Here is an 18,611-nt window from a genome sequence, read left to right as displayed (position 1 = left end):
ATTACTAAGCGGGGAAGAAAGAAGCTGCGAGCCTTGCTCTTCCGAGTCATAATGCCGCTGGTGGCGAAGAACAGGGCCTTTAAGACTTTGCATGAATACTACACCAAGCGACCGGACAATCCGCTAAAAAAGATGCAATCGTTGATCGCGTTATGTAATAAGTTGATTCGAGTTCTTTTCGGCATCATGAAAAAAGGCCATGAGTTCAGTGAAGCAAAGATGTTGCAGGATATTCCTCGATTCAATGTTTTAGAGATGGCAGCTTAACGTAGTAAACGTCATTTGCGTTCGAACAAAAGCAGTGAAAACAGACAACTGAAGCACGGATGAGTCAGAACTCAACTAACATACGGACAAAGATCCTGTCGGGCAGCATATCTGACCTCCACCTCATGGACAGGTTGAATGAAGGAATGTGGGAGCGTAGACTCTGTGAGACTTGGGAGGGTTGACCTCCATGAGGCATGTGGAGATCCATAAGTGCAACCATACTTTTCCTAGATAACCACTTTCTTTAGAGCAGTGGCTAAGGAGATGTTCTTTTGCACTTTTCTTGCCCCCAACATTTTCTTTGATTTCAACTTGATTCCAAAATGAAGTCGTCTGCACTGAATGAATTAAATCATAAACCTAAGATACAACGAGCATTCAAAAGAAAAGTGATTCTCCATAGAGGGAGATTAGTTTAAGCAATACGGTATTTAAGAGCATTGGTATATTACTATGTTTTAAGAGATGATAGAGGAGTAGATGGTATGAGTAATAAATCGGAAGAATTCCTTAGAAAAATGTTAGATTTTTTACCGTCAACCGAAGTTGAGTATAGAGAATCAATCGCGTATCATGGTGAGGTTCTAGATACTATTATCATTGAACTAGTATTCATGCCGAAAATTATTGAATTATTAATTGAGGACAGAAACATCAATTTGCTAGAGAGTATTTTTAAATACTTTGAAGAAGTATCAAAGAGTAAAGATTTTCACTTAAAGAGCATTTATAAAACTACAACATTAGAAATATTTGGGAATGATAAATCAATTCTAAGGACTGCACAGAAATACATGGGAGCCAAAACTATGCAGCTTCAAATAGAAGCTGATATAGCATTAGGTAGAATCTAATTCTCACAGACTCGTAAGATATTGAGGGTCCCAACTGAGAAGTTGAAGTAACGGGCAGGATTGCTTAGGCGCTTCACGAATTATTTAGGATCTGCAAACATTTAGTGCATATGAGGAGGAACATGAATGTTTGGTTTTAAAAACAATAAAAAATATAAAATTCCTGGAGATAAAATACTAAAGTTAATGGATTCTAATGAGGGATGTATTGCAACTGACAGGATTACCATAGATGGCTGTAAAGTTGGTTTCATGTACAGAGAAGTACCGTCCCCTAGCAATCCTGATAGTGGTTGGCGCTTTATGGCTGGCGATGAGGATGACGACTATATGAATAATCCTGAGAATCATTCCGTTTATCAGGTAAACACGATATGTAATTATGATACAGAAATTATTCAATTTCTTGATGCTCCAACAGGTACTGCTTTTATAAGAGATGAAACAGGTAAGCTTGTTTTAGATGAGGATTGGGAAAGTCCAGAATATTGAACTAACGGATACAATAGTTCAACACATCTTGGAGCAGTTTGCCGTCGCCAGCTGCTCGCTGTTTGGCTCAACTAACTGGCAGTTTAGTTGAAGATTAATTCCGGTGAACCTTACCATAAGTTTTTCTTGGGGGAAGTGACCTAACAATACGATTAGCCAGAATAGTTTGATGTGAATGAAGAAAACAACACTTAGTGTGGTATACACTCGTGTTGCTCTCGTGTTTTAATATCCAAACTTCTATTTCATACTTGTTGATGTTAGATTGGGTTTATGCGCAGCAAAATTCTTCCGCGTCCATGTCTTGCTTCGCTTTTCTCCAGTGCTTTATTAGCTTGGTTTAGCGGGAATATGGAATCAATCACTGCTTTAATCGTACCGTCGGCAATTAATTCCGTTAAGGTCTGCAGATTCGCGTATGTTGGGAATTTGGTGTTAAATTTAGCTGTAACACCATGCTTTTGAGCGTTCTCTTGTGATGGATCCTGAGTCAAAGAGACGAGAATTCCCCCCTTCTTTAGAACGGCCCACGATCGATTCTCGGTCTCGCCTCCAATGGAATCGACGACCAGATCCACTTCTTTGACGACGTCTTCGAAAGCCGTCATGGTATAATCGATGACTTGATCCGCACCTAAAGACTTGACGAAGTCCATGTTAGAGGTTGAAGCCGTAGCGATCACGATCGCTCCCTTCCATTTGGCCAGCTGAACGGCAAATTGTCCAACGCCGCCTGCTGCAGCATGAATGAGGACGGTTTGGCCAGACCGGAGTTCACCTTCAATGAACAACGCTTTCCAAGCCGTTTCGGCTCCTGCTTTAATCGTTGCTGCATCTTCAAAGGTGAGAACATCGGGCATCTTAACTAATTCCTGGACTTTCGCAATGCCATATTCTGAATAGGCTCCTCTAATACTACCAAAAATGCGATCACCGGGCTTGAAATCTGTTACACCTTGCCCCACCTCTTCGACAACTCCGGAAGCGTAAAATCCAGGAATGTAGGGGAAGGTTATAGGAAAAACTTCTTGAAGCCAACCGTTACGGATTTTATAGTCTAGCGGAATAATCGTAGCATATACGATGCGGACGAGCACTTCATCCTTTTGCGGTTGGGGGCGTTCAACTGTTTCTACCTTTAAGACATTTGGACCACCATATTCATTGACCAGAATGGCTTGCATCGACTTATTAGACATGCTTATCTCTCCTTTATCAATCATCATTTTCTTAAAATTTACAGTTAATTTTCTAAAGAAGCGGCTATTTTTTGTGCCAGAGCTACAAACTGTTTTTTTTCTTCGTCATTGAGAACTTTGGTTGTGATCTCTTCCAGCTTGCTCCAAGCCTGAATCACTCCGGGTTCAACTTCACGCCCTGTTTGAGTGAGCGATACGATGGTTACGCGTTTATCTTCCTGGGAGCGGCTGCAGGTGACCAACCCCGCATCTTCCAAACGACGAACGGATTTAGCTATTGTCGAGTGATCAAGGCGTAGCGACCTTGAAAGACTATTCTGTGATTGGCTGTCTCGGTGCCACAGCTGCATCAGTACGAGTTCCTGCCCTGGGTATAGGCCTGCTTCTCGAAGCAGTTGTCCTGCATTTCTATGATGTGAACGAGCCATGCTGAATATAGAGAAGCTTACGGGAAATTGCGTTACCGAACTGATTTCATTTTCAATGGTTTCGTTATTGATGTTTTTCTCCAATGTTTCATTCCTTCTTTCAATTGTGTGGTCGTCAACATATTCGATTAAACACAGGATAACATTTAGATGTGTTGCCGTCAACATAAATATAAAACAGATTAATTTCCCAGTTGGTGTGGATGACTTTGGAGTTGCAGTTGGTTTAACACAAGTGACATTAAGGGGCAATAGTTAAAAGAAATTTTTAAAAAAGCTGCCATATAGGCAGCCCGGTGATAATATGCCGATAGTATCGATAAGCTTAAAAGCACCATCGTCTAATAACAACAGGTCATTCCGTTAACGGATACAAATCGAATTACATCTACGCCGGATGCCCTAAGTCCATTGGCGAGGATATATTTTCATGTAAGGAGTAATGAAATGGTCAGAGTGCTGAATGGATTGGCTATATTTTTCATCATTTCAGGGGTTTTCTCGGGTATCATCCTTGGGAATTACGGCACGGGCGGATTTAGTTGGAGTCTGGCTATTACGTGGTGGATCAGCGGAATGATTACAGGTATCGTTTTCTTCGCGATCGCAGTAATTCTGGAGTATGTCGAAGACACGAATGCCCGAGTACGGAATCTGGAATATGAGCTGATTCAAAAAAACGCACCGCCGTCTGTACCGACTAAAATCGGCAACTCCAAAGCCAACCTTAGCAAACTAAGCGGGTTCACACTTGGAAAACCGGAGGAATAGACAAGCAAAAAAACGTTGAGTCACAAAATGAGAGCTATGAGAGGCTGGCCTTTAACGTACCCCGCTCGCTGGATTTAAAGACCGGTATTCGGACTGTAGAAGATTGGACCATTCGCTAAACTAACGGATATCGATAGCGCAATAATCATGAGAAGATGGCAACCAGTGTTTCGGCTGTCGTCTTCTCAACTAACGGGCATGATTGTTCAATAACTTCGCGAATAGGGCATATAAAGGTCAAGAACGGATAAGGGCATAAGTAGATCAAGACATATTCGGTGGGTAACTCTAAGAAGAGGAAGCATCGGCTAACACCGCAATCACGCTTCGGGCTACGCCCTCGAAGTTGAGAAGCCAGGTAGTAGATTCAGCCGGACACATCCGACTCCGTCGGACGTCGAGAATTCGAGAACGTTAGCCGAAAGAAGTTCTTATATGTTTAGGAGGAGTCTATATGATATTAGAAAAAGTTATAAAAAGAATTGTAATGCAAAGTGAATATAAGGATTTTGTTGATAAGTATATAGATAATATACTTACCGAATTTAAAGGTAAGATTCATAGCATTTATATGTGTGGCTCGATTCCAAAAGGAACTGCTAGACCTTTTAAGTCAGATGCAGACTTTACTATTGTATGTGTAAATCCCAAAGATATTGATTACGAAAGATTGTCAAATATTAAAGACAGGCTTTTGGGAGAATATCCAGTATTAACTAAGATTGATACGACAATTTGCTCGATTGACGATGTATTAAGTAAACCGAATGAGTGGGGTTTTTGGATTAAGATAATTTGTGTTTGCATGTATGGTCATGACGTTGGTGAAAGAGTGCCACCGATAATTATTTCTCCAGAGTTCATTTTAGACTTAAATACAGAGACCAAGGAGGAAGTGGATCGTATACATAGTTTACTTTCTAATGCTAGTGATAACACATTGAAAACTAGATATATTAAAGGATATTCTAAGAGATTAATTCGTGCATTATACTCTTTGGTTTTAGAAGATACAGGTGTATGGCAAGATGACATTATTAAGATGAAAGATACCATTTTAGACTATTGTGAGATTGACTCCGCTTTAGTTGATTATCTGTATGCTTGTTACTTGGATAGTCATGTACATGTTGAAGAGTTTCTTGGAATTGCAGATGAAGTATATAGCTATTTTGAGAACGCCTTAAATACAATGGCTGCTTCCAGAACTTCCTTCGGCTAAACCAGCTAATCAAAGTCAATACAGAGGTTTCCTGCGCAACCGTATGACACAAAACGACGCACTCAAATAAGCCTTCCCGGAATTAGAAGGCATATGGTAAAATGTTCCTAATATCTAATTGCCAGATGTGTTAAATGGCGTATTTCCGCTCCAGACGCCGAAAATCATGCGTAAAAGCTTGTTTACAGTAGCGACAATGGCGACTTTTGCTAGCTTGTCTTGCGAGCGTTTTAACTGGTAATGTCGCGATAGAATTTCATTTCTCGGACCGTTAACTTGCTTCGAGATTCCGGCAACGGTAGCTTGAAACAAAGCGGTACGGAGGTACGTTGAGCCCCTCTTTGAAATGCGATTCTGATTGGCCTTAAAGGTTCCCGACTCGTAAACAGATGAATCCAGCCCTGCAAAAGCGGTCAACTGTTTAACGGAAGGGAACCTTTTTATATCGCCAATCTCGGCATGGATGGTAGCCGCTTACGCATCGGGGCATTCGCCCCTCGGTCCGGCAGGAGCGTGTCGGGTTGGAAATTGTAACTTTGACCTACGACTCAAAACATACGTCATTTTATGCGGAGAGTGGTTTCATACCTTGTTCTGGAGGTTTGTGGAGGAAAAAAGACTAAGCTAACTAAGTGAGATATGGAAATATTTGCGTAATAAATAGAAACGCTAAGCCGATCACAGCAAGAGGCACCTGAAGCTGCAATGAGTCCTTATATAATAGAAAAACAAACAAATGGGAATGTGATTTTGATATACTGGAAATAAAAGGGAAGCGTGCAAACCGTGCAGGGGAGCCTCGATATGCATATTTTATTGATCTTTATTTTTGTTGCCGTAATTTTTCTTCTAGTTGCCAGCATATTAAGAGGACGAGGAAGAGAACAAAGCTTCGAGGGCCGAAGATCCTGTCATACTACAGCTTGCAAACCGCGACCGGACCTTACTGAGGCTATGATGCACATCGCTTCGTTGCCGTTCCTCGATGAGCACTCTACTGTTATTGCGGCGGGGGCCGACGACGTCTGGCTTAGATTGGGCGAAAAACTAGACCGATTCTTCTCGCGTCCTGGTATGGCCAGCTATGCGCGACTGGTTGGATCCACCGATTGCACCGCGTCTGGGCCACGGCCCCTTGCAGAGGGCTCGACGTTGCCCGGTTTTCGGGTAGTTGTTGCGGTCCCGGGACGTGAGCTGGTTCTCGAGGGGTGCCATCGTTTCTCGTCCTACGCACTGATCTTTCGCCTCGAAAACGTCAGTCCGGGTCGATCACGGTTACGCGCCGAAACTCGAGCTGCCTTTCCCGGCCTGGCAGGCGGCCTCTACCGACTGATCGTCATTGGTACGGGCGGGCACGTGGTTGGAATGCGCCGCTTACTCTCATCAATCCGACTTCGATCTGAGTAGCGCACACACGATATCGTGCCCGAGGCGATGATACTACCACTCACAGCTAGGTACGTAGCAATGCGGCACACATTTCGTAAAGTAATATTTCTATGCAAAGGAGAATTGCATTTTGAGAGAAGAGAGGATATTGCTGATCGATGATGAGGAAGGCCTTCTGGTTATGCTGGAGAGTCTGCTTCGTAAAGAGGGTTTTGCGTTTATCACCAAAGCACTCACGGCGGCTGAAGCTCTACAGGCTGTTTGCCGCGCTCAATATAAACTAATCGTGCTGGATGTCATGCTCCCGGATATGGATGGTTTTGCCCTATGCACGGAGTTGCGTAAAATTACGCATGCTCCAATCTTATTTCTTACTGCCCGTTCAAGTGACTTGGATAAGCTGCAAGGCCTGTGCCTTGGCGGCGATGATTATATAACGAAACCATTCAACCCGATGGAACTTACAGCCCGTATACATGCTCAACTTCGAAGAATATCAGTTTATTCGTCAGCGGAACCAAATCACGCTGAAGAGGTATACGAATACGATATTTTTACTGTAAATCCAACGACCGGAGAGCTTATCGTAGATGGGATAGACGTGCCGTGTCCAGCCAAGGAATTCGAACTGTTGCAGTATTTCTGCAAGCATCCTAACCGCGTATTTACTGCGCAACAGCTTTACGAGCAAGTATGGGGCTCGATGGTGCAAGGGGATGAGAAGACTGTCGTTATCCACATCTCCAGACTACGGAAGAAGATTGAAAAAGACCCATCGGATCCTCAAATCCTCAAGACGCTAAGAGGGATCGGGTACAAGTTCGTTGCCCCTGTCGATAGGAAAAAGCTATGAGTTTCATGATTCGAATTGCACTGCTGCTATTATTGGTAGTTGTTATTTTTTCCCTAAGTGTACAGTTGGTCTTGTTCGTGACTTTAGAGCTTTTTTGGCCAAACGCTAAAAATTCTGATGGTTTGGAATTGTATGGATTAGTGGTGGCCGGCTTTTTCTTCCTGTTCACGTTACTGCTTATCGGGTGGTACTTAGGAAAACCGATTTACGGGATGATCGTATGGATCAGACAACTGGCTAACGGGAATTATGAGGTGCCCGAAAGCTGGATTGCCATCCACTCCCGGAAAAATGACACCCTCAAACGGCCTTATGCGCTCTATAAAGAACTGTATGATCACCTGCTGTTACTTACAAATACACTTAAAGAAAATCATCAGGACAAACTTAAGTCGGAGCAAGTTAAACAAGAATGGATTCAGGGCATATCCCATGACTTGAAAACGCCGCTAACTTACATTTCCGGGTATTCCGCGATGCTGCTTAATCCGGGGTACCAGTGGAGTGAAGCGGAACAGAAGGAGTTTCAGTCTGTTATCGGGCAGAAGGCCGCACACCTCCAGGAACTTGTCCAAGATCTGAATGAAAATATCCATACGCAAATTCCGATTAAATTGAACGAAGTAGATCTCATTGAGCTTGTACGCAGAACATTGGCTGATGTCAGCAGTGCACCTTGGGCGTCCGGCTATTCTCTTATGCTGGATTCGTCGGAGACGTTAGGGCTTGTCGTATCTTGCGACTCGAAGCTGCTAATGAGAGCTCTGCGAAATCTACTTGTTAATGCGATTGTCCATAATCCGGAAGGAACCGAAATCGTGGTTCACATTAAGCGTGGTGGCGATCGGATTGCGGAAATTGATGTAGTGGATAACGGTATTGGTATTAACGATTCGCTGTCAAAAGGGGAAAACGCTACATCGTCTCAAGGACGATCGGGATTGGGATTATCCATTGCCAGACAGCTTATCGAAGCGCATGGTGGAAAAATGAACGTGATAAGTCAGATCAATAAAGGAACTTCGATTTCGATTCAGCTGCCCTTAGCGGGGAATTAAGTTGGAGTTGTGTTTCCGTTTACCTCGTGTTTATTTGCGATCCCTATAATGAAAGACATCAGACCGATCTTTGTCGGCTCATTCTTTCAAGGGTACCGCAAAGCAAAACAGGAGGTTTTTTATTATGCATTCTACTGCTAAACACCAAATTTCTATCAGATCAATTAGGCTGTCGCATTGGCCGCAGTGGATCGGGTATGCAGCGGCTGTCTGGTCACTACTTTATGGTCTGCTAGGTGTTTATTGGACATTGGGAGGGGAAGGATTTCCGTTTGGCCACGGTCATGACCCAAATCCTGAGTACTCGGCACTCGGATATGTACGCATAGAGACGGCAGCCCCTGTTATCGCAATTATGGGCCTATTGGGGGCAGTGGTTTGCTTAATGATGACTCTGACACGCCGGAGACATGCAGGCAGTCTTCGACTGGCTCTTTCAGCTTATGCTTGGCTCTTAGCGATATTGCTTCTTCTGGTCGTTCCTGATTATCGTACACTCGGCAGCGTTGCCTACGTCTTCGTTCTTAAATTCAGTATTATAAACTGGAGTATACTCAACCAGTTTCTCTGCATCATCGGGGGATTTCTATGGGTATTAACCGCCATTGCATATCAGAGGCGAGTCCATTTCGCTTGTGAAAATTGCGGAAGAACGGAAAAAGGCGTTGCCGGATGGACAGAGCCGGCAGCCGCAGCCAAGTGGGGCAGATGGGTCACGCTGATTGCTGTCTTCATCCCCATGGTGTATACAATAACAAGAATTGCTTGGGCATTTGATATTCCACTGCTGGTCAGCAGTGAATTTCTTCACAGCATGAATGACGAATTCCCGGGTATTTGGTGGTTTGGAGCTGCTCTGGGCCTTATTGAAATAGGAGGCTCAGTTCTCACATACGGACTTATTCGGCCTTGGGGGGAAGTCTTTCCACGGTGGACGCTGGGCTTGTCCGGCAAAAAAGTTCCACCCGCACTTGCCATCATTCCGGCTTCCATTATGTCTGTACTTACTATAGAGGCTGGTTTGATGATTTGGCGAGGATTTCTCTCGGGTGCGTTTGATCCAGGCAACATCGGAACCTTTGCGCCATCTCTTCTTTGGCCATTGTGGGGGCTTGCATTGGGAGCCGCGACGCTTGCCTACTATTACCGCAGACGTGGCCGCTGTATGCATTGCGGTCAAGGAGAGTGATAAAGTGATGAATACTAGGGGAGGACAACTTTCGCACAATACACAAGGTTATATCCCTGACACTGCAGACAAAAGCCTTCGTTGTTGGAGGAGGTGGCCCGCGTGGGTTGCGTATGCAGCAGCCGCCTGGTCCTTAATGTATGGGGCTCTCGGATTGTTCTGGACGCTTGGTGGAGCTGGTTTTCCCTTTGGAGTTAATGATGCTAGGGCTATGGCCGGGGAAACGATGTCGATGCTAGTCGGAATAACGCCAGAGGTAACGGCGCCTATTATAGCTTTTCTTGGATTGTCAGGTGCGGTGGTGGCACTGGCAATGGTGCAGTCATGGGGGAAGCAGGTTTCCCGTTCCATCCCTGTTACATTCGGGGCCATAATGTGCATCATTTTACTATTTGTGATCCCCGATATTCGTTTGTTGCAAAATTTCGCCTATGCTCTCATGCTTTACTTTGGTTTAGTCGATTGGCAAGTATGGAACCAGGTAATCTGTTTAATCGGCGGATTGTTATGGGGAGCATCGCTGTTGGCATATGGACGGAAAATAAATCATGCTTGTTCGAACTGTGGTCGGAAAGCCGGTATTGACCATTCAACGAGAGTGGCGATTGCGATGAAATGGTGCAAGCGATTATCATGGATCGCCATCATTGCTGCTTTACCTTATGGATTGACCCGCTTTGCGTGGAACTTCGGCATCTCTCTCGGATATCCGGTTAAAGAATACTTTGGAGAATTCGGACTTAGCTATGACGGGATTCGATATTATCATTTACCTTGGCAAGCCTGGGTATTGGTCGCCTTGGATTTCGCTGGAGCAGTCCTGATGCATGGTCTGATCTCTCGATGGGGTGAAGTTTATCCCCGTTGGTTTCCGTTTAAAGCCGGCAAGCGGGTTCACCCTATGACGGCGGTTATTCCTGCTTTGATCATTTCAACTTTAATCACCATAGCTGGAATTGGAGTGTGGTTTTCAACGATACAAGCGATCGTGAACGGTTCCTTCGATAGCCAGGATTTTCTTGCGAACTGGGGAGCCTCGGGACCAGGATTTCTCTTTATTTTTTGGGGGATTGGATTAGCAGGAGCATCAATTGCTTACTATTACCGTAGACGCGATCGGTGCTTGCACTGCGGAGAATTCTAAATGATTGGAGGATCAAAAGATTATGGACCAAAGCGTAAGCAATAACGCTTCATCCGAGCAAAGATTGAATGCCTTTGAACGCTTTACAAAGACATCAGTATGGCCGGGTTACGTTGGTTGCGTCTGGGCTGTCCTGTATGCGGTTTTCGTTCGATTCTATCAAGCAGCAGGTGGATCGATAGGGATTCCAGGTCAACCAATAAATCCTGAAACGCTTGCCATGGTAAGTTATATCGCTGGGCTCATCATCATGGTCTGTGGATTTGTCTTGATTGCACTCGTCAAGCCTTGGGGAAGGGTCGTTCCCAATTGGATCCCGTTTGTTGGAGGGAGAAAGATCCACCGGCTCATTATTTTAATCCCCACCCTCATCTGTACTGCTTTTTTAATTGCTCACGGAACCGCCAGTAGGCTATTTGATTTTAGTTATTCTTCTGACTACTCTTTTTGTGTCCTCTATCGTTTTTGATTTTGTCGATATAATAAGCTTTTAAGGAGATGCAGTCCTATGGATGATGCTATAAGCGTTACAATGAAACCGTTGACGAAATGGATTGGATTCGCCGCCTGTGCCTGGGGTTTGTTATTTGCTGCTGGCCATGTCTTATTATTCTTTGGAGGAGGTTCTTTCATTGTTCGACCTCAGTTTGCCAACAATTATGGGATCTACCTCCTCGCTTCCACCATCTCGGTGCTCTTGTTCATTTCCATTGCGATGTTGCCTCTGGCGTTGGTTTGGCCGTTTCGTTGGATTAGTCAACGCCGCTTGCAAATCCTCACCCTCCTGTTGGCATACCTAGCGTTAAGCAGTTTTGCCATCTATGAGTGGGTTATCGCCGCAGAACAAAGAGCGGCTCTGCTCACCGCTCTCGTGTGTGCCATTAGCATAGTGGCAGCCTTCGTGCGACCAAAGAGTCAGAGCGTTGCACGGTGGTTGGTGTTCATTGCCACCTGGGTATTTGGTGCGGGGATGGCCCTCTATGGCGGCGCCTATTTGATTCTTGCATTCTTCCAGCCCACGTTTGATAAATTCCTCGGCTACCTCTTCCTCGGAGGAATGACTTTTTTTGTCGAGGGTCTCCTCTTTTTGGCAACAGGTTGGTTGGTGAGCCGCAAGCGAGTCTTCGCACGTCACTTCTCGCAGCAAGTTTGATACATTAAAGCCTCATCGGAAAAATGGATCTCCTGCGCGATATCTACACCGACACTATTAAAATTCCAAAAGATTCGTTCACAGAAATTCTAAACATTCCTGTAAGGGCTAAGAAATGGCCTTTGTCAAAAAAGGAGCGCCTCGGTATGATGGGTTTGTCCACGGGTTCGAAACCCAACACCATCAAGGAGGCGCTCTTATTATGAAGTTTAAGCAATCAGACGGACAAATCAACGCGTTGAACGAATTACCGCTTCTCATCTTGTTATAGGTATCGATATGGCAAAAGAGACCGATGTGGCACAAGCTACAAACTACCGGGGGATCGTATTGTCTAATCGACATCTATCTTTTAGTAATACCATTGAGGGGTTTGAAAAGCTACGGCGGTGGATGGAAGGATTGCGGCAAAAGCACCGGCTAAGTAGCCTCATCATTGGCATGGAAACCACCGGACACTATTGGTGGAACTTGGCGAACTGGCTTGCAGACAAAGGCTTTAATGTGGTGCAGGTGAATCCTGCAACCACTAAAAGAAATAAGGAGAACCGCGATAATTGTCCTTCCAAGAGTGATCCGAAGGACGCACTTGTTATTGCAGACGTTGTAAGCCGTGGCTATTACTATGAATACTCCCGTCAAGCGACCAATTTTCAAAGGTTGCGCACCATGATGAGTGATCGAGAATTTTGGGTCACAGATAGCGTTCGCTTGCAGAATCGAATTGTCCGTTGGCTGGATATTCTCTTCCCTGAATATGCCTCGGTGTTTCAAGATTGGACCTGTCCACGATCGTTAGCGACCCTCAAAGCGTTCCCGTCTCCGCTTGATCTTAAAGGTCAATCGACGGCAGAGGTAATTACAGGTTGGAGAAAATATATGCAGCGAGCTGGCGGTTCCACTGGCATTCAGAAAGCAGCAGAACTCATTTCTAAAGCGAGCATGAGTGTGGGAGAAACTGCTGCGCTTGATGAGGCAAAACAGGATTTACAACGTTTAGTAGAAGAATACGAACGCGTCGTTAGCATATTAGAACAGATTGAACGGAAAATCGTAGCTTTACTCGGTGAGATTCCTATAGCTGGCCAACTTCGCTCAGTTAAAGGTCTCGGCCCGATCTATACCGCAGCAATTCTGTCTAGTGCGGGCGACCTGTAAGAGTATGCCCACGGGAAGGAATGTAAGGGCATAGACCCGTTGAGCCGTGGGATGGTAAGCTTCCAGGGATTTTGTGGAGTAACGCGTGCAGTAGAAGAAATTGGGGGAGATGTTCCAGACGTTTCTTCTGTTCCCGCATGCCCAGAACAATGACCTCACGGGTGCTACAACTTAATTTCCTTCCGAGCACTGCATTTCAACGTGATGAAATCCTGCGAATGAGTGAGTATACGTGAGATAAACCCTTAAGATCGAGGGACGTGTACGATAGATGAATAGCGCACATTGGTGAGCAGGCCCTGCAGGAGCCTGTTCATTTTATTAATTTAAATGGCAGGATAACGCAACCTTTTCAATTGGTAAATGTCCTAATTTATGGAAGATATTCAAGGAAAATCTGAAAAGATGGGGGAATGGTGTGAAGCAGAAAACGGTTATCAAGTTTGCTGTATTGATGTGTGCTTTCTCACTATTGTTCTTTCTTGGGGCTTGTTCTTCCAAAAGAGCCCACCAAGTTCAAGACATAAAAACCGCGATGAGCAAAGCTAATATAAACTATGAATCCATTCATCACATTGAAACTATTGATGAAGGTGTTGTTGTTTATTATTTAACTACTGGTGGTTTAAACGAGGGATTCATCGAGCGAAAAAGAGATCGATGGAAATGGGTTTTTGGTGGAGGAAGTGCTGGAGAGTCTCCTCAAAATGGTGTTTCCTGGCAGGTGACAAATGTAAAAGAAATGGGTATTGGATTAGCTAGTGGTCTTATTACAAATGAAAAGATAATCAAAATAACTTTTAATGATGAACCCGCTAAGATTGTTTCTAATAATGGAAAGACAGTTTGGTTTACTATTACACATACTCCTATTTCTAATTTTCAAGTGAGAGGCTATACAAATGACAATCAAGAAATTATAGTCAATTAATCTAACGTTCCCTGTAGCATAACACTCAACAGACCATCGATAAATTCGGCAGCATACTGAGCTAAAGGGCAGGATAACGCAACAATTAACTTCCATTTTCGTCAGTAACATTGCTTTGTAAAATTGGGGGTTTTGAAATGAAACGAATATGTTTAATGCTATTTATGTTATTACTTTTAAATACTGTTTGTGGTACGTGAACAGATTTTGGGACGAAAAGCAAAGAAGCGGACTCACATAATGAATCGAGTGTAGATTACATAAATTTTGGAGATAAGCAGTACCTTAACGATTGGGAATTGTTTGTTGTTGATACTGCGACGTTGAACATGGATCTCGGATCTCGGCTGGCACCGCTATATACAATCGAGGGATATCCTGACAGAGACGTGATTGCGGTGAAAGATGAAAGCACTGAAACTTGCTGCATTTTTAATACAACGGGCTACAGCATTTATTATTTATTTGAGGGATCGCACCCCAAATTACTTGAGTTACAAGTTTCTAAAGGATCCCAATTACTACGAACGCTTGAAGGAGAAGATATATGAACTTTTCAAAGCCTGTTGGATCAGACGGAGAGTTTGGTTTGGCTCATATCGAAAGTAAATTGCCTGCAGATATTTCACAATTTTTTATGGAATAGATCTGATCTTCTTTTTATCACGCTACGGAACGGTAACTCAATTAATACGGAGGCAAACATGAAACTACTGGCATACTTTACTCGCGCTTTGTTAACGCTTGCAACACTCGCTTCGCTGCTGTTACTCGCAGTCGCTTTTCTATTCAACGATACCGGCGAACCAGCCAATAGATTGCTTGCGATATGGGGAGTGTATCCGCTTATAGGAATCATCCTTCTAATCGTGAACGAGATTTTGCTACGAAGAACGTTCGCGAGTCGTTCTTTCTGGAAGGTTTACGGTGTTTTTTGGGCATGCGTCGCGGGCGCGGGGGGTTGCGCTTGGGCGATATACGTGTTTATCTGAAAGGTTTCGATAACGCAAGATCAGAGGGCTGCCGCGTAGGCAGCCCTCTCTCAACTAAAAATCAATAATCATTACAAGACATCAGCCGATCCCGCAACAATCAGCTGTCGACTTTACGTTATTGGGCAGTATTGCGCAATTCTGACAGGTGATAAACAATACTTTATTAATCAATCCAGGGCTTTGCGAGTGCGCACAATCGGATTGTGGTTCTTTTTATCTTGGCTATGTTAAATCTTGTTGTTGATATTTGATGACTACGAACAAATTCTTGTTAAACGGGCAGGTTTGCTTCATCATTTTGTGCGGGACTACCCATGGTTTAGCTAAATATACTTACGCTAACGCGAAAAGATAGCTCAATGAACCGCCTTTTTATCAAGGCGGTTTTCTTATGGCAAAATATCAACATTAGAATTTAACATAGCCTTTATCTTACACAATACAAAGAAAACGAAGGCGCACACGATGGATTTTCAATTGAAGGCGTAGGAACAATTGAGGTATTTGAAGGTAGTATCGGCTTCATTGAAATTTTCCCAAGTAAACTTGGTCATGAAATACGGTTAAAACTTAGCAACATCGGACTAAGCTAACTGGGAACGATAGCGAAATGAAGCAGATTGAGCGGCAGTCTGCTTTTTCATTGAAGTAACGGGTAGTTGTTATAGCGAATAAAGGAAATCAATGGTCATCTATAGAAATTATAGGAGCAGGTTAATTGGCGGATAAACAAACTATTACAAGGAGAAATATATGCTAAAGCTACCTGTTAATCATTCTGTTATTTCTTCTGAAGCATTAGGACCTGTCCTAATCGATCTATACGAAATCGGGAATATCATAGAATGCCGTTTTCTCATGAACGGGCTTAATGATACTTATTTACTGAAGACCTCTTCTGGGAAATACATACTTCGGATCTACAAAGCGAATTGGCGAAATAAAGCTGAAGTCCTCTTCGAGGTTGAGTTGCTGAATCACTTGATCATGAAGGAAATCCCTGTCGCGAGTCCATTGATCAAAAGGGATGGCGGTTATCTGACTGAAATCGTTGCCTCTGAGGGACAACGTTTTGCGGTTCTATTTACTTTTGCTGAAGGCGGGTATTCGGATACAAAAGAGGGCTGTGACTTATATGGCGAACAAGTGGCAAGGATGCATTTGGCTATGGATGATTTCAAATCGGATCAGCTAAGGTTTTCGATTGATTTGAACCATCTGCTTGACCAGCCCATTCAATCCATTCGAAACTCATTAGCCCACAGACCTGAGGACATGGACTATCTGGATTCTTTGTCCAAATTATTGTGGAACCGCGTAGATGAAATCTCATCGGAGCTGGAATGGGGAGTATGTCACGGCGATCTTCATGGATATAACGTACATTTTCACGAGAATTCCTTAACCCACTTTGATTTTGACTGCGGAGGCTATGGTTGGAGAGCCTATGACATTTCCGTTTTCTTATGGTCAAAGGTTAGGGGGAAGCAAAAGGAGCATTTTAACAATGAGCTGTGGAGTACTTTCCTAGAATCATACCAAAAAAACAAAGTACTATCTGAATACGATCTTAAAGCGATACCTTTGTTTGTAGCTATCAGGGAAATATGGCTGATGGGTCTTCACATCGGCAGCTCGCATATTTGGGGTGGAGGGTGGCAAAATGATCATTATTTTGATACCAACCTGCTTTTTCTACGAAATTGGTGCGAATTTCATTCTATAAATTGAATAGGGGGAATCATAATTGAAGAAGAAGTGGATGATAGGCGCAGTTGCAGCTATATTCCTACTCGGAAATGCAACGGGTGCTTGGGCGGGGTCGGCTTGGAAAGAAGTGAAGGCTCTCTTTAACCCTTCGATTAACGTAGAGCTAAACGGTGAACAAGCTGAAGGTATTAAGGCATTGCAATACAATGGAAGTCTTTATATACCTGTTAGGAGCGTCTCGGATTACTTCGGACTGAATTCGAAATTGGAGTTCGATAAGAAGGCGAATAAACTTACGATCGGCGGTCCAATGTACTTAAACTTGCATGAGAAGTGGGGCGACAACAGTTATCAGATTATCGTCAATGGAAATTGGAACCCTTCGATTCTGACGGATACAAGGAAACTGTACAGTAACTACTATATGGGCGTAGACTTCCAAGAGGAGACTATCAAGGATATAACAATGGACGACTATATTAAGCAGTCATTGGCTGACCAGTTCAAGTATCTCCATGTTGGAAAACAAACAGATACGAAGATAGCTGGAGTCGATGCTCAAGTTATGGATTATCAGACGAGCGATACAGTCGGTAAATTATTGATCCTCCAGAAGGATGCTGACTTTGTCTCCTTGATGTTTTTCGTAGATAAGACTCGTTACCAAGCCTCCGATTTAAAGGAATATGACAAGATCATCTCCACGTTTAATATTCAATAGTAAGCAAGCAAGGGCTTGCATTGAATTTTATGATGTTTAATTTATTGAGTATTGAGGATTCGTAAAACACACGCACGAGGTGAATGATGAGTAGCAATGTGATATTGCGAGATGTGAGTGAAGATGACCTGCCGATTTATTTTGAGCAACAATTGGACAAGACGGCCAACTATATGGCTGCCTTTACTGCTAAAGACCCATCAGATAAGGTCGTCTTTAAGGCTCACTGGGAAAAGATATTAAACGACGAGAGGATTATAAAGAAGACCATAATCCTTAACGGGGAAGTGGCGGGGCAAATTTCAAGCTTTGAACAGTTCGGTGAGCCAGAGGTTAGCTATTGGATCGGACGAGAATTCTGGGGTAAAGGTGTTGCGACGAGGGCACTCTCACAATTTCTTAACGTCGTAAACATTCGTCCCCTGTATGCTCGTGCAGCGAAAGACAATATAGCATCAATTCGGGTATTGGAAAAATGCGGGTTTAGGATTTGCGGTGAGGACAAGGGGTTCTCCAATGCACGTTCTGAGGAAGTAGAAGAATTTATTTTGAAGTTACCTCTCTAGGGAGAGTAGCAATTTGTACACATAAGGAGATAATACTATGGCAAAAAGCAAATTACTAAGAATGGACAATGTTAGCATCGTTGTAGAATCCCTTGATGAATCAATCTCTTTCTTCGAGGAGATTGGCTTGAAGCTCGAAGGGCGAGCTACTATCGAAGGCGAATGGTCTGGTCGCGTAACCGGGCTGGGTTCGCAGCATGTAGAAATTGCTATGATGGTTACCCCGGATGGCCACAGCCGAATTGAGCTTTCGCGATTTCTCACCCCAGCTACTATATCAGATCACCGAACTGCTCCCGTAAATGCCCTCGGTTATCTACGCGTCATGTTCACCGTTGAAGACATTGACGAATTGCTATCCAGACTCGCTAAGCATGGTGCTCAGCTCGTTGGCGAAGTGGTTCAATACGAGAACTCTTATCGGCTCTGCTACATTCGTGGAAATGAAGGACTTCTAATCGGTTTGGCGGAACAACTCGGTAATAAATAAGTGATGTTTAAAAGAAGG

At 43.8% G+C, this 18,611-nt stretch carries 20 protein-coding genes and 1 pseudogene; 18 read left to right on the top strand and 3 right to left on the bottom strand.

Going from position 1 to position 18,611, the window contains the following annotated elements; all coding sequences use genetic code 11:
* The 3 genes and pseudogenes from DFP95_RS10720 to DFP95_RS10710 form a co-directional block, all read left to right on the top strand.
* Nucleotides 1–267 (top strand): annotated as a pseudogene (locus DFP95_RS10720) (IS110 family transposase); the annotation flags it as partial.
* 488 nt (nucleotides 268–755) lie between these two features.
* A complete protein-coding gene (locus DFP95_RS10715; protein WP_115992597.1) occupies nucleotides 756–1,124 on the top strand; it encodes a DUF7674 family protein in 369 nt (122 codons plus the stop codon).
* Nucleotides 1,125–1,250: 126 nt separating this feature from the next.
* A complete protein-coding gene (locus DFP95_RS10710; RefSeq protein ID WP_115992596.1) occupies nucleotides 1,251–1,616 on the top strand; it encodes a DUF2185 domain-containing protein in 366 nt (121 codons plus the stop codon).
* Nucleotides 1,617–1,876: 260 nt separating this feature from the next.
* Here DFP95_RS10710 and DFP95_RS10705 read toward each other — a convergent pair whose 3' ends face one another.
* A complete protein-coding gene (locus tag DFP95_RS10705) occupies nucleotides 1,877–2,815 on the bottom strand; it encodes an NADP-dependent oxidoreductase (RefSeq protein WP_115992595.1) in 939 nt (312 codons plus the stop codon).
* 44 nt (nucleotides 2,816–2,859) lie between these two features.
* A complete protein-coding gene (locus DFP95_RS10700; RefSeq protein WP_245987532.1) occupies nucleotides 2,860–3,327 on the bottom strand; it encodes a MarR family winged helix-turn-helix transcriptional regulator in 468 nt (155 codons plus the stop codon).
* Between the two features lie 363 nt (nucleotides 3,328–3,690).
* Here DFP95_RS10700 and DFP95_RS10695 point away from each other — a divergent pair, with 363 nt between their 5' ends.
* On the top strand, nucleotides 3,691–4,014 hold the full coding sequence (locus DFP95_RS10695; protein WP_115992594.1) for a hypothetical protein: 324 nt from the start codon (nucleotides 3,691–3,693) through the stop codon (nucleotides 4,012–4,014).
* Nucleotides 4,015–4,468: 454 nt separating this feature from the next.
* Nucleotides 4,469–5,236, top strand: coding sequence for a nucleotidyltransferase domain-containing protein (locus DFP95_RS10690; RefSeq protein WP_115992593.1), 768 nt, complete (start codon nucleotides 4,469–4,471; stop codon nucleotides 5,234–5,236).
* A 114-nt stretch (nucleotides 5,237–5,350) separates the two neighbouring features.
* Here the strand turns inward: DFP95_RS10690 and DFP95_RS10685 are convergent, their stop codons facing one another.
* On the bottom strand, nucleotides 5,351–5,701 hold the full coding sequence (locus DFP95_RS10685) for a transposase (protein WP_281273408.1): 351 nt from the start codon (nucleotides 5,699–5,701) through the stop codon (nucleotides 5,351–5,353).
* Nucleotides 5,702–6,755: 1,054 nt separating this feature from the next.
* Here DFP95_RS10685 and DFP95_RS10670 point away from each other — a divergent pair.
* From DFP95_RS10670 to DFP95_RS10605, 13 genes are all read left to right on the top strand, one after another.
* On the top strand, nucleotides 6,756–7,478 hold the full coding sequence (locus DFP95_RS10670; RefSeq protein WP_115992592.1) for a response regulator transcription factor: 723 nt from the start codon (nucleotides 6,756–6,758) through the stop codon (nucleotides 7,476–7,478).
* Nucleotides 7,475–8,536, top strand: coding sequence for a sensor histidine kinase (locus tag DFP95_RS10665; protein WP_115992591.1), 1,062 nt, complete (start codon nucleotides 7,475–7,477; stop codon nucleotides 8,534–8,536). Before DFP95_RS10670 ends, DFP95_RS10665 begins: the two co-directional genes overlap by 4 nt.
* A 124-nt stretch (nucleotides 8,537–8,660) precedes the next feature.
* Nucleotides 8,661–9,725, top strand: coding sequence for a hypothetical protein (locus tag DFP95_RS10660; protein ID WP_115992590.1), 1,065 nt, complete (start codon nucleotides 8,661–8,663; stop codon nucleotides 9,723–9,725).
* A 154-nt stretch (nucleotides 9,726–9,879) separates the two neighbouring features.
* Complete coding sequence (locus DFP95_RS10655) at nucleotides 9,880–10,869, top strand: hypothetical protein (RefSeq protein ID WP_147304158.1); 990 nt, start codon at nucleotides 9,880–9,882, stop codon at nucleotides 10,867–10,869.
* 22 nt (nucleotides 10,870–10,891) lie between these two features.
* On the top strand, nucleotides 10,892–11,338 hold the full coding sequence (locus DFP95_RS10650; protein ID WP_245987529.1) for a hypothetical protein: 447 nt from the start codon (nucleotides 10,892–10,894) through the stop codon (nucleotides 11,336–11,338).
* Between the two features lie 39 nt (nucleotides 11,339–11,377).
* The gene (locus DFP95_RS10645) at nucleotides 11,378–12,022 is read left to right on the top strand and encodes a hypothetical protein (RefSeq protein ID WP_115992588.1); all 645 of its coding nucleotides are present in this window, start codon (nucleotides 11,378–11,380) and stop codon (nucleotides 12,020–12,022) included.
* 279 nt (nucleotides 12,023–12,301) lie between these two features.
* Nucleotides 12,302–13,180 (top strand): IS110 family transposase, encoded by an 879-nt coding sequence (locus tag DFP95_RS10635; protein WP_245987528.1) that lies wholly within the window; start codon nucleotides 12,302–12,304, stop codon nucleotides 13,178–13,180.
* 418 nt (nucleotides 13,181–13,598) lie between these two features.
* Nucleotides 13,599–14,111, top strand: a complete 513-nt coding sequence (locus DFP95_RS10630) for a hypothetical protein (RefSeq protein WP_115992586.1) — start codon at nucleotides 13,599–13,601, stop codon at nucleotides 14,109–14,111.
* 704 nt (nucleotides 14,112–14,815) lie between these two features.
* Complete coding sequence (locus DFP95_RS10625) at nucleotides 14,816–15,103, top strand: hypothetical protein (RefSeq protein ID WP_115992585.1); 288 nt, start codon at nucleotides 14,816–14,818, stop codon at nucleotides 15,101–15,103.
* Nucleotides 15,104–15,859: 756 nt separating this feature from the next.
* Nucleotides 15,860–16,837, top strand: coding sequence for a phosphotransferase enzyme family protein (locus tag DFP95_RS10620; protein WP_115992584.1), 978 nt, complete (start codon nucleotides 15,860–15,862; stop codon nucleotides 16,835–16,837).
* Nucleotides 16,838–16,853: 16 nt separating this feature from the next.
* A complete protein-coding gene (locus DFP95_RS10615) occupies nucleotides 16,854–17,537 on the top strand; it encodes a hypothetical protein (protein WP_115992583.1) in 684 nt (227 codons plus the stop codon).
* 83 nt (nucleotides 17,538–17,620) lie between these two features.
* Nucleotides 17,621–18,103 carry a GNAT family N-acetyltransferase gene (locus DFP95_RS10610; RefSeq protein WP_220376368.1) on the top strand — a complete coding sequence of 161 codons (483 nt, stop codon included), beginning with the start codon at nucleotides 17,621–17,623 and terminating at the stop codon, nucleotides 18,101–18,103.
* 37 nt (nucleotides 18,104–18,140) lie between these two features.
* Nucleotides 18,141–18,593 carry a VOC family protein gene (locus tag DFP95_RS10605; protein WP_115992581.1) on the top strand — a complete coding sequence of 151 codons (453 nt, stop codon included), beginning with the start codon at nucleotides 18,141–18,143 and terminating at the stop codon, nucleotides 18,591–18,593.
* Nucleotides 18,594–18,611 lie beyond the last annotated feature (18 nt).

Source organism: Cohnella lupini, from assembly GCF_003386205.1.
Classification (GTDB): domain Bacteria; phylum Bacillota; class Bacilli; order Paenibacillales; family Paenibacillaceae; genus Cohnella; species Cohnella lupini.
The sequence above is the reverse complement of the archived record's forward strand: the minus strand, read 5'-3'. Positions and strand labels throughout refer to the sequence as shown.

Bases quoted from the DNA above. Each gene is read 5' to 3' on its own strand.
- DFP95_RS10665 (WP_115992591.1), top strand. From the start codon at position 7,475: ATGAGTTTCATGATTCGAATTGCACTGCTGCTATTATTGGTAGTTGTT.
- DFP95_RS10610 (WP_220376368.1), top strand. From the start codon at position 17,621: ATGATGAGTAGCAATGTGATATTGCGAGATGTGAGTGAAGATGACCTG.
- DFP95_RS10605 (WP_115992581.1), top strand. From the start codon at position 18,141: ATGGCAAAAAGCAAATTACTAAGAATGGACAATGTTAGCATCGTTGTA.
- DFP95_RS10645 (WP_115992588.1), top strand. From the start codon at position 11,378: ATGGATGATGCTATAAGCGTTACAATGAAACCGTTGACGAAATGGATT.
- DFP95_RS10650 (WP_245987529.1), top strand. From the start codon at position 10,892: ATGGACCAAAGCGTAAGCAATAACGCTTCATCCGAGCAAAGATTGAAT.
- DFP95_RS10705 (WP_115992595.1), bottom strand. From the start codon at position 2,815: ATGTCTAATAAGTCGATGCAAGCCATTCTGGTCAATGAATATGGTGGT.
- DFP95_RS10660 (WP_115992590.1), top strand. From the start codon at position 8,661: ATGCATTCTACTGCTAAACACCAAATTTCTATCAGATCAATTAGGCTG.
- DFP95_RS10695 (WP_115992594.1), top strand. From the start codon at position 3,691: ATGGTCAGAGTGCTGAATGGATTGGCTATATTTTTCATCATTTCAGGG.
- DFP95_RS10710 (WP_115992596.1), top strand. From the start codon at position 1,251: ATGTTTGGTTTTAAAAACAATAAAAAATATAAAATTCCTGGAGATAAA.
- DFP95_RS10715 (WP_115992597.1), top strand. From the start codon at position 756: ATGAGTAATAAATCGGAAGAATTCCTTAGAAAAATGTTAGATTTTTTA.
- DFP95_RS10635 (WP_245987528.1), top strand. From the start codon at position 12,302: ATGGCAAAAGAGACCGATGTGGCACAAGCTACAAACTACCGGGGGATC.
- DFP95_RS10625 (WP_115992585.1), top strand. From the start codon at position 14,816: ATGAAACTACTGGCATACTTTACTCGCGCTTTGTTAACGCTTGCAACA.
- DFP95_RS10690 (WP_115992593.1), top strand. From the start codon at position 4,469: ATGATATTAGAAAAAGTTATAAAAAGAATTGTAATGCAAAGTGAATAT.
- DFP95_RS10620 (WP_115992584.1), top strand. From the start codon at position 15,860: ATGCTAAAGCTACCTGTTAATCATTCTGTTATTTCTTCTGAAGCATTA.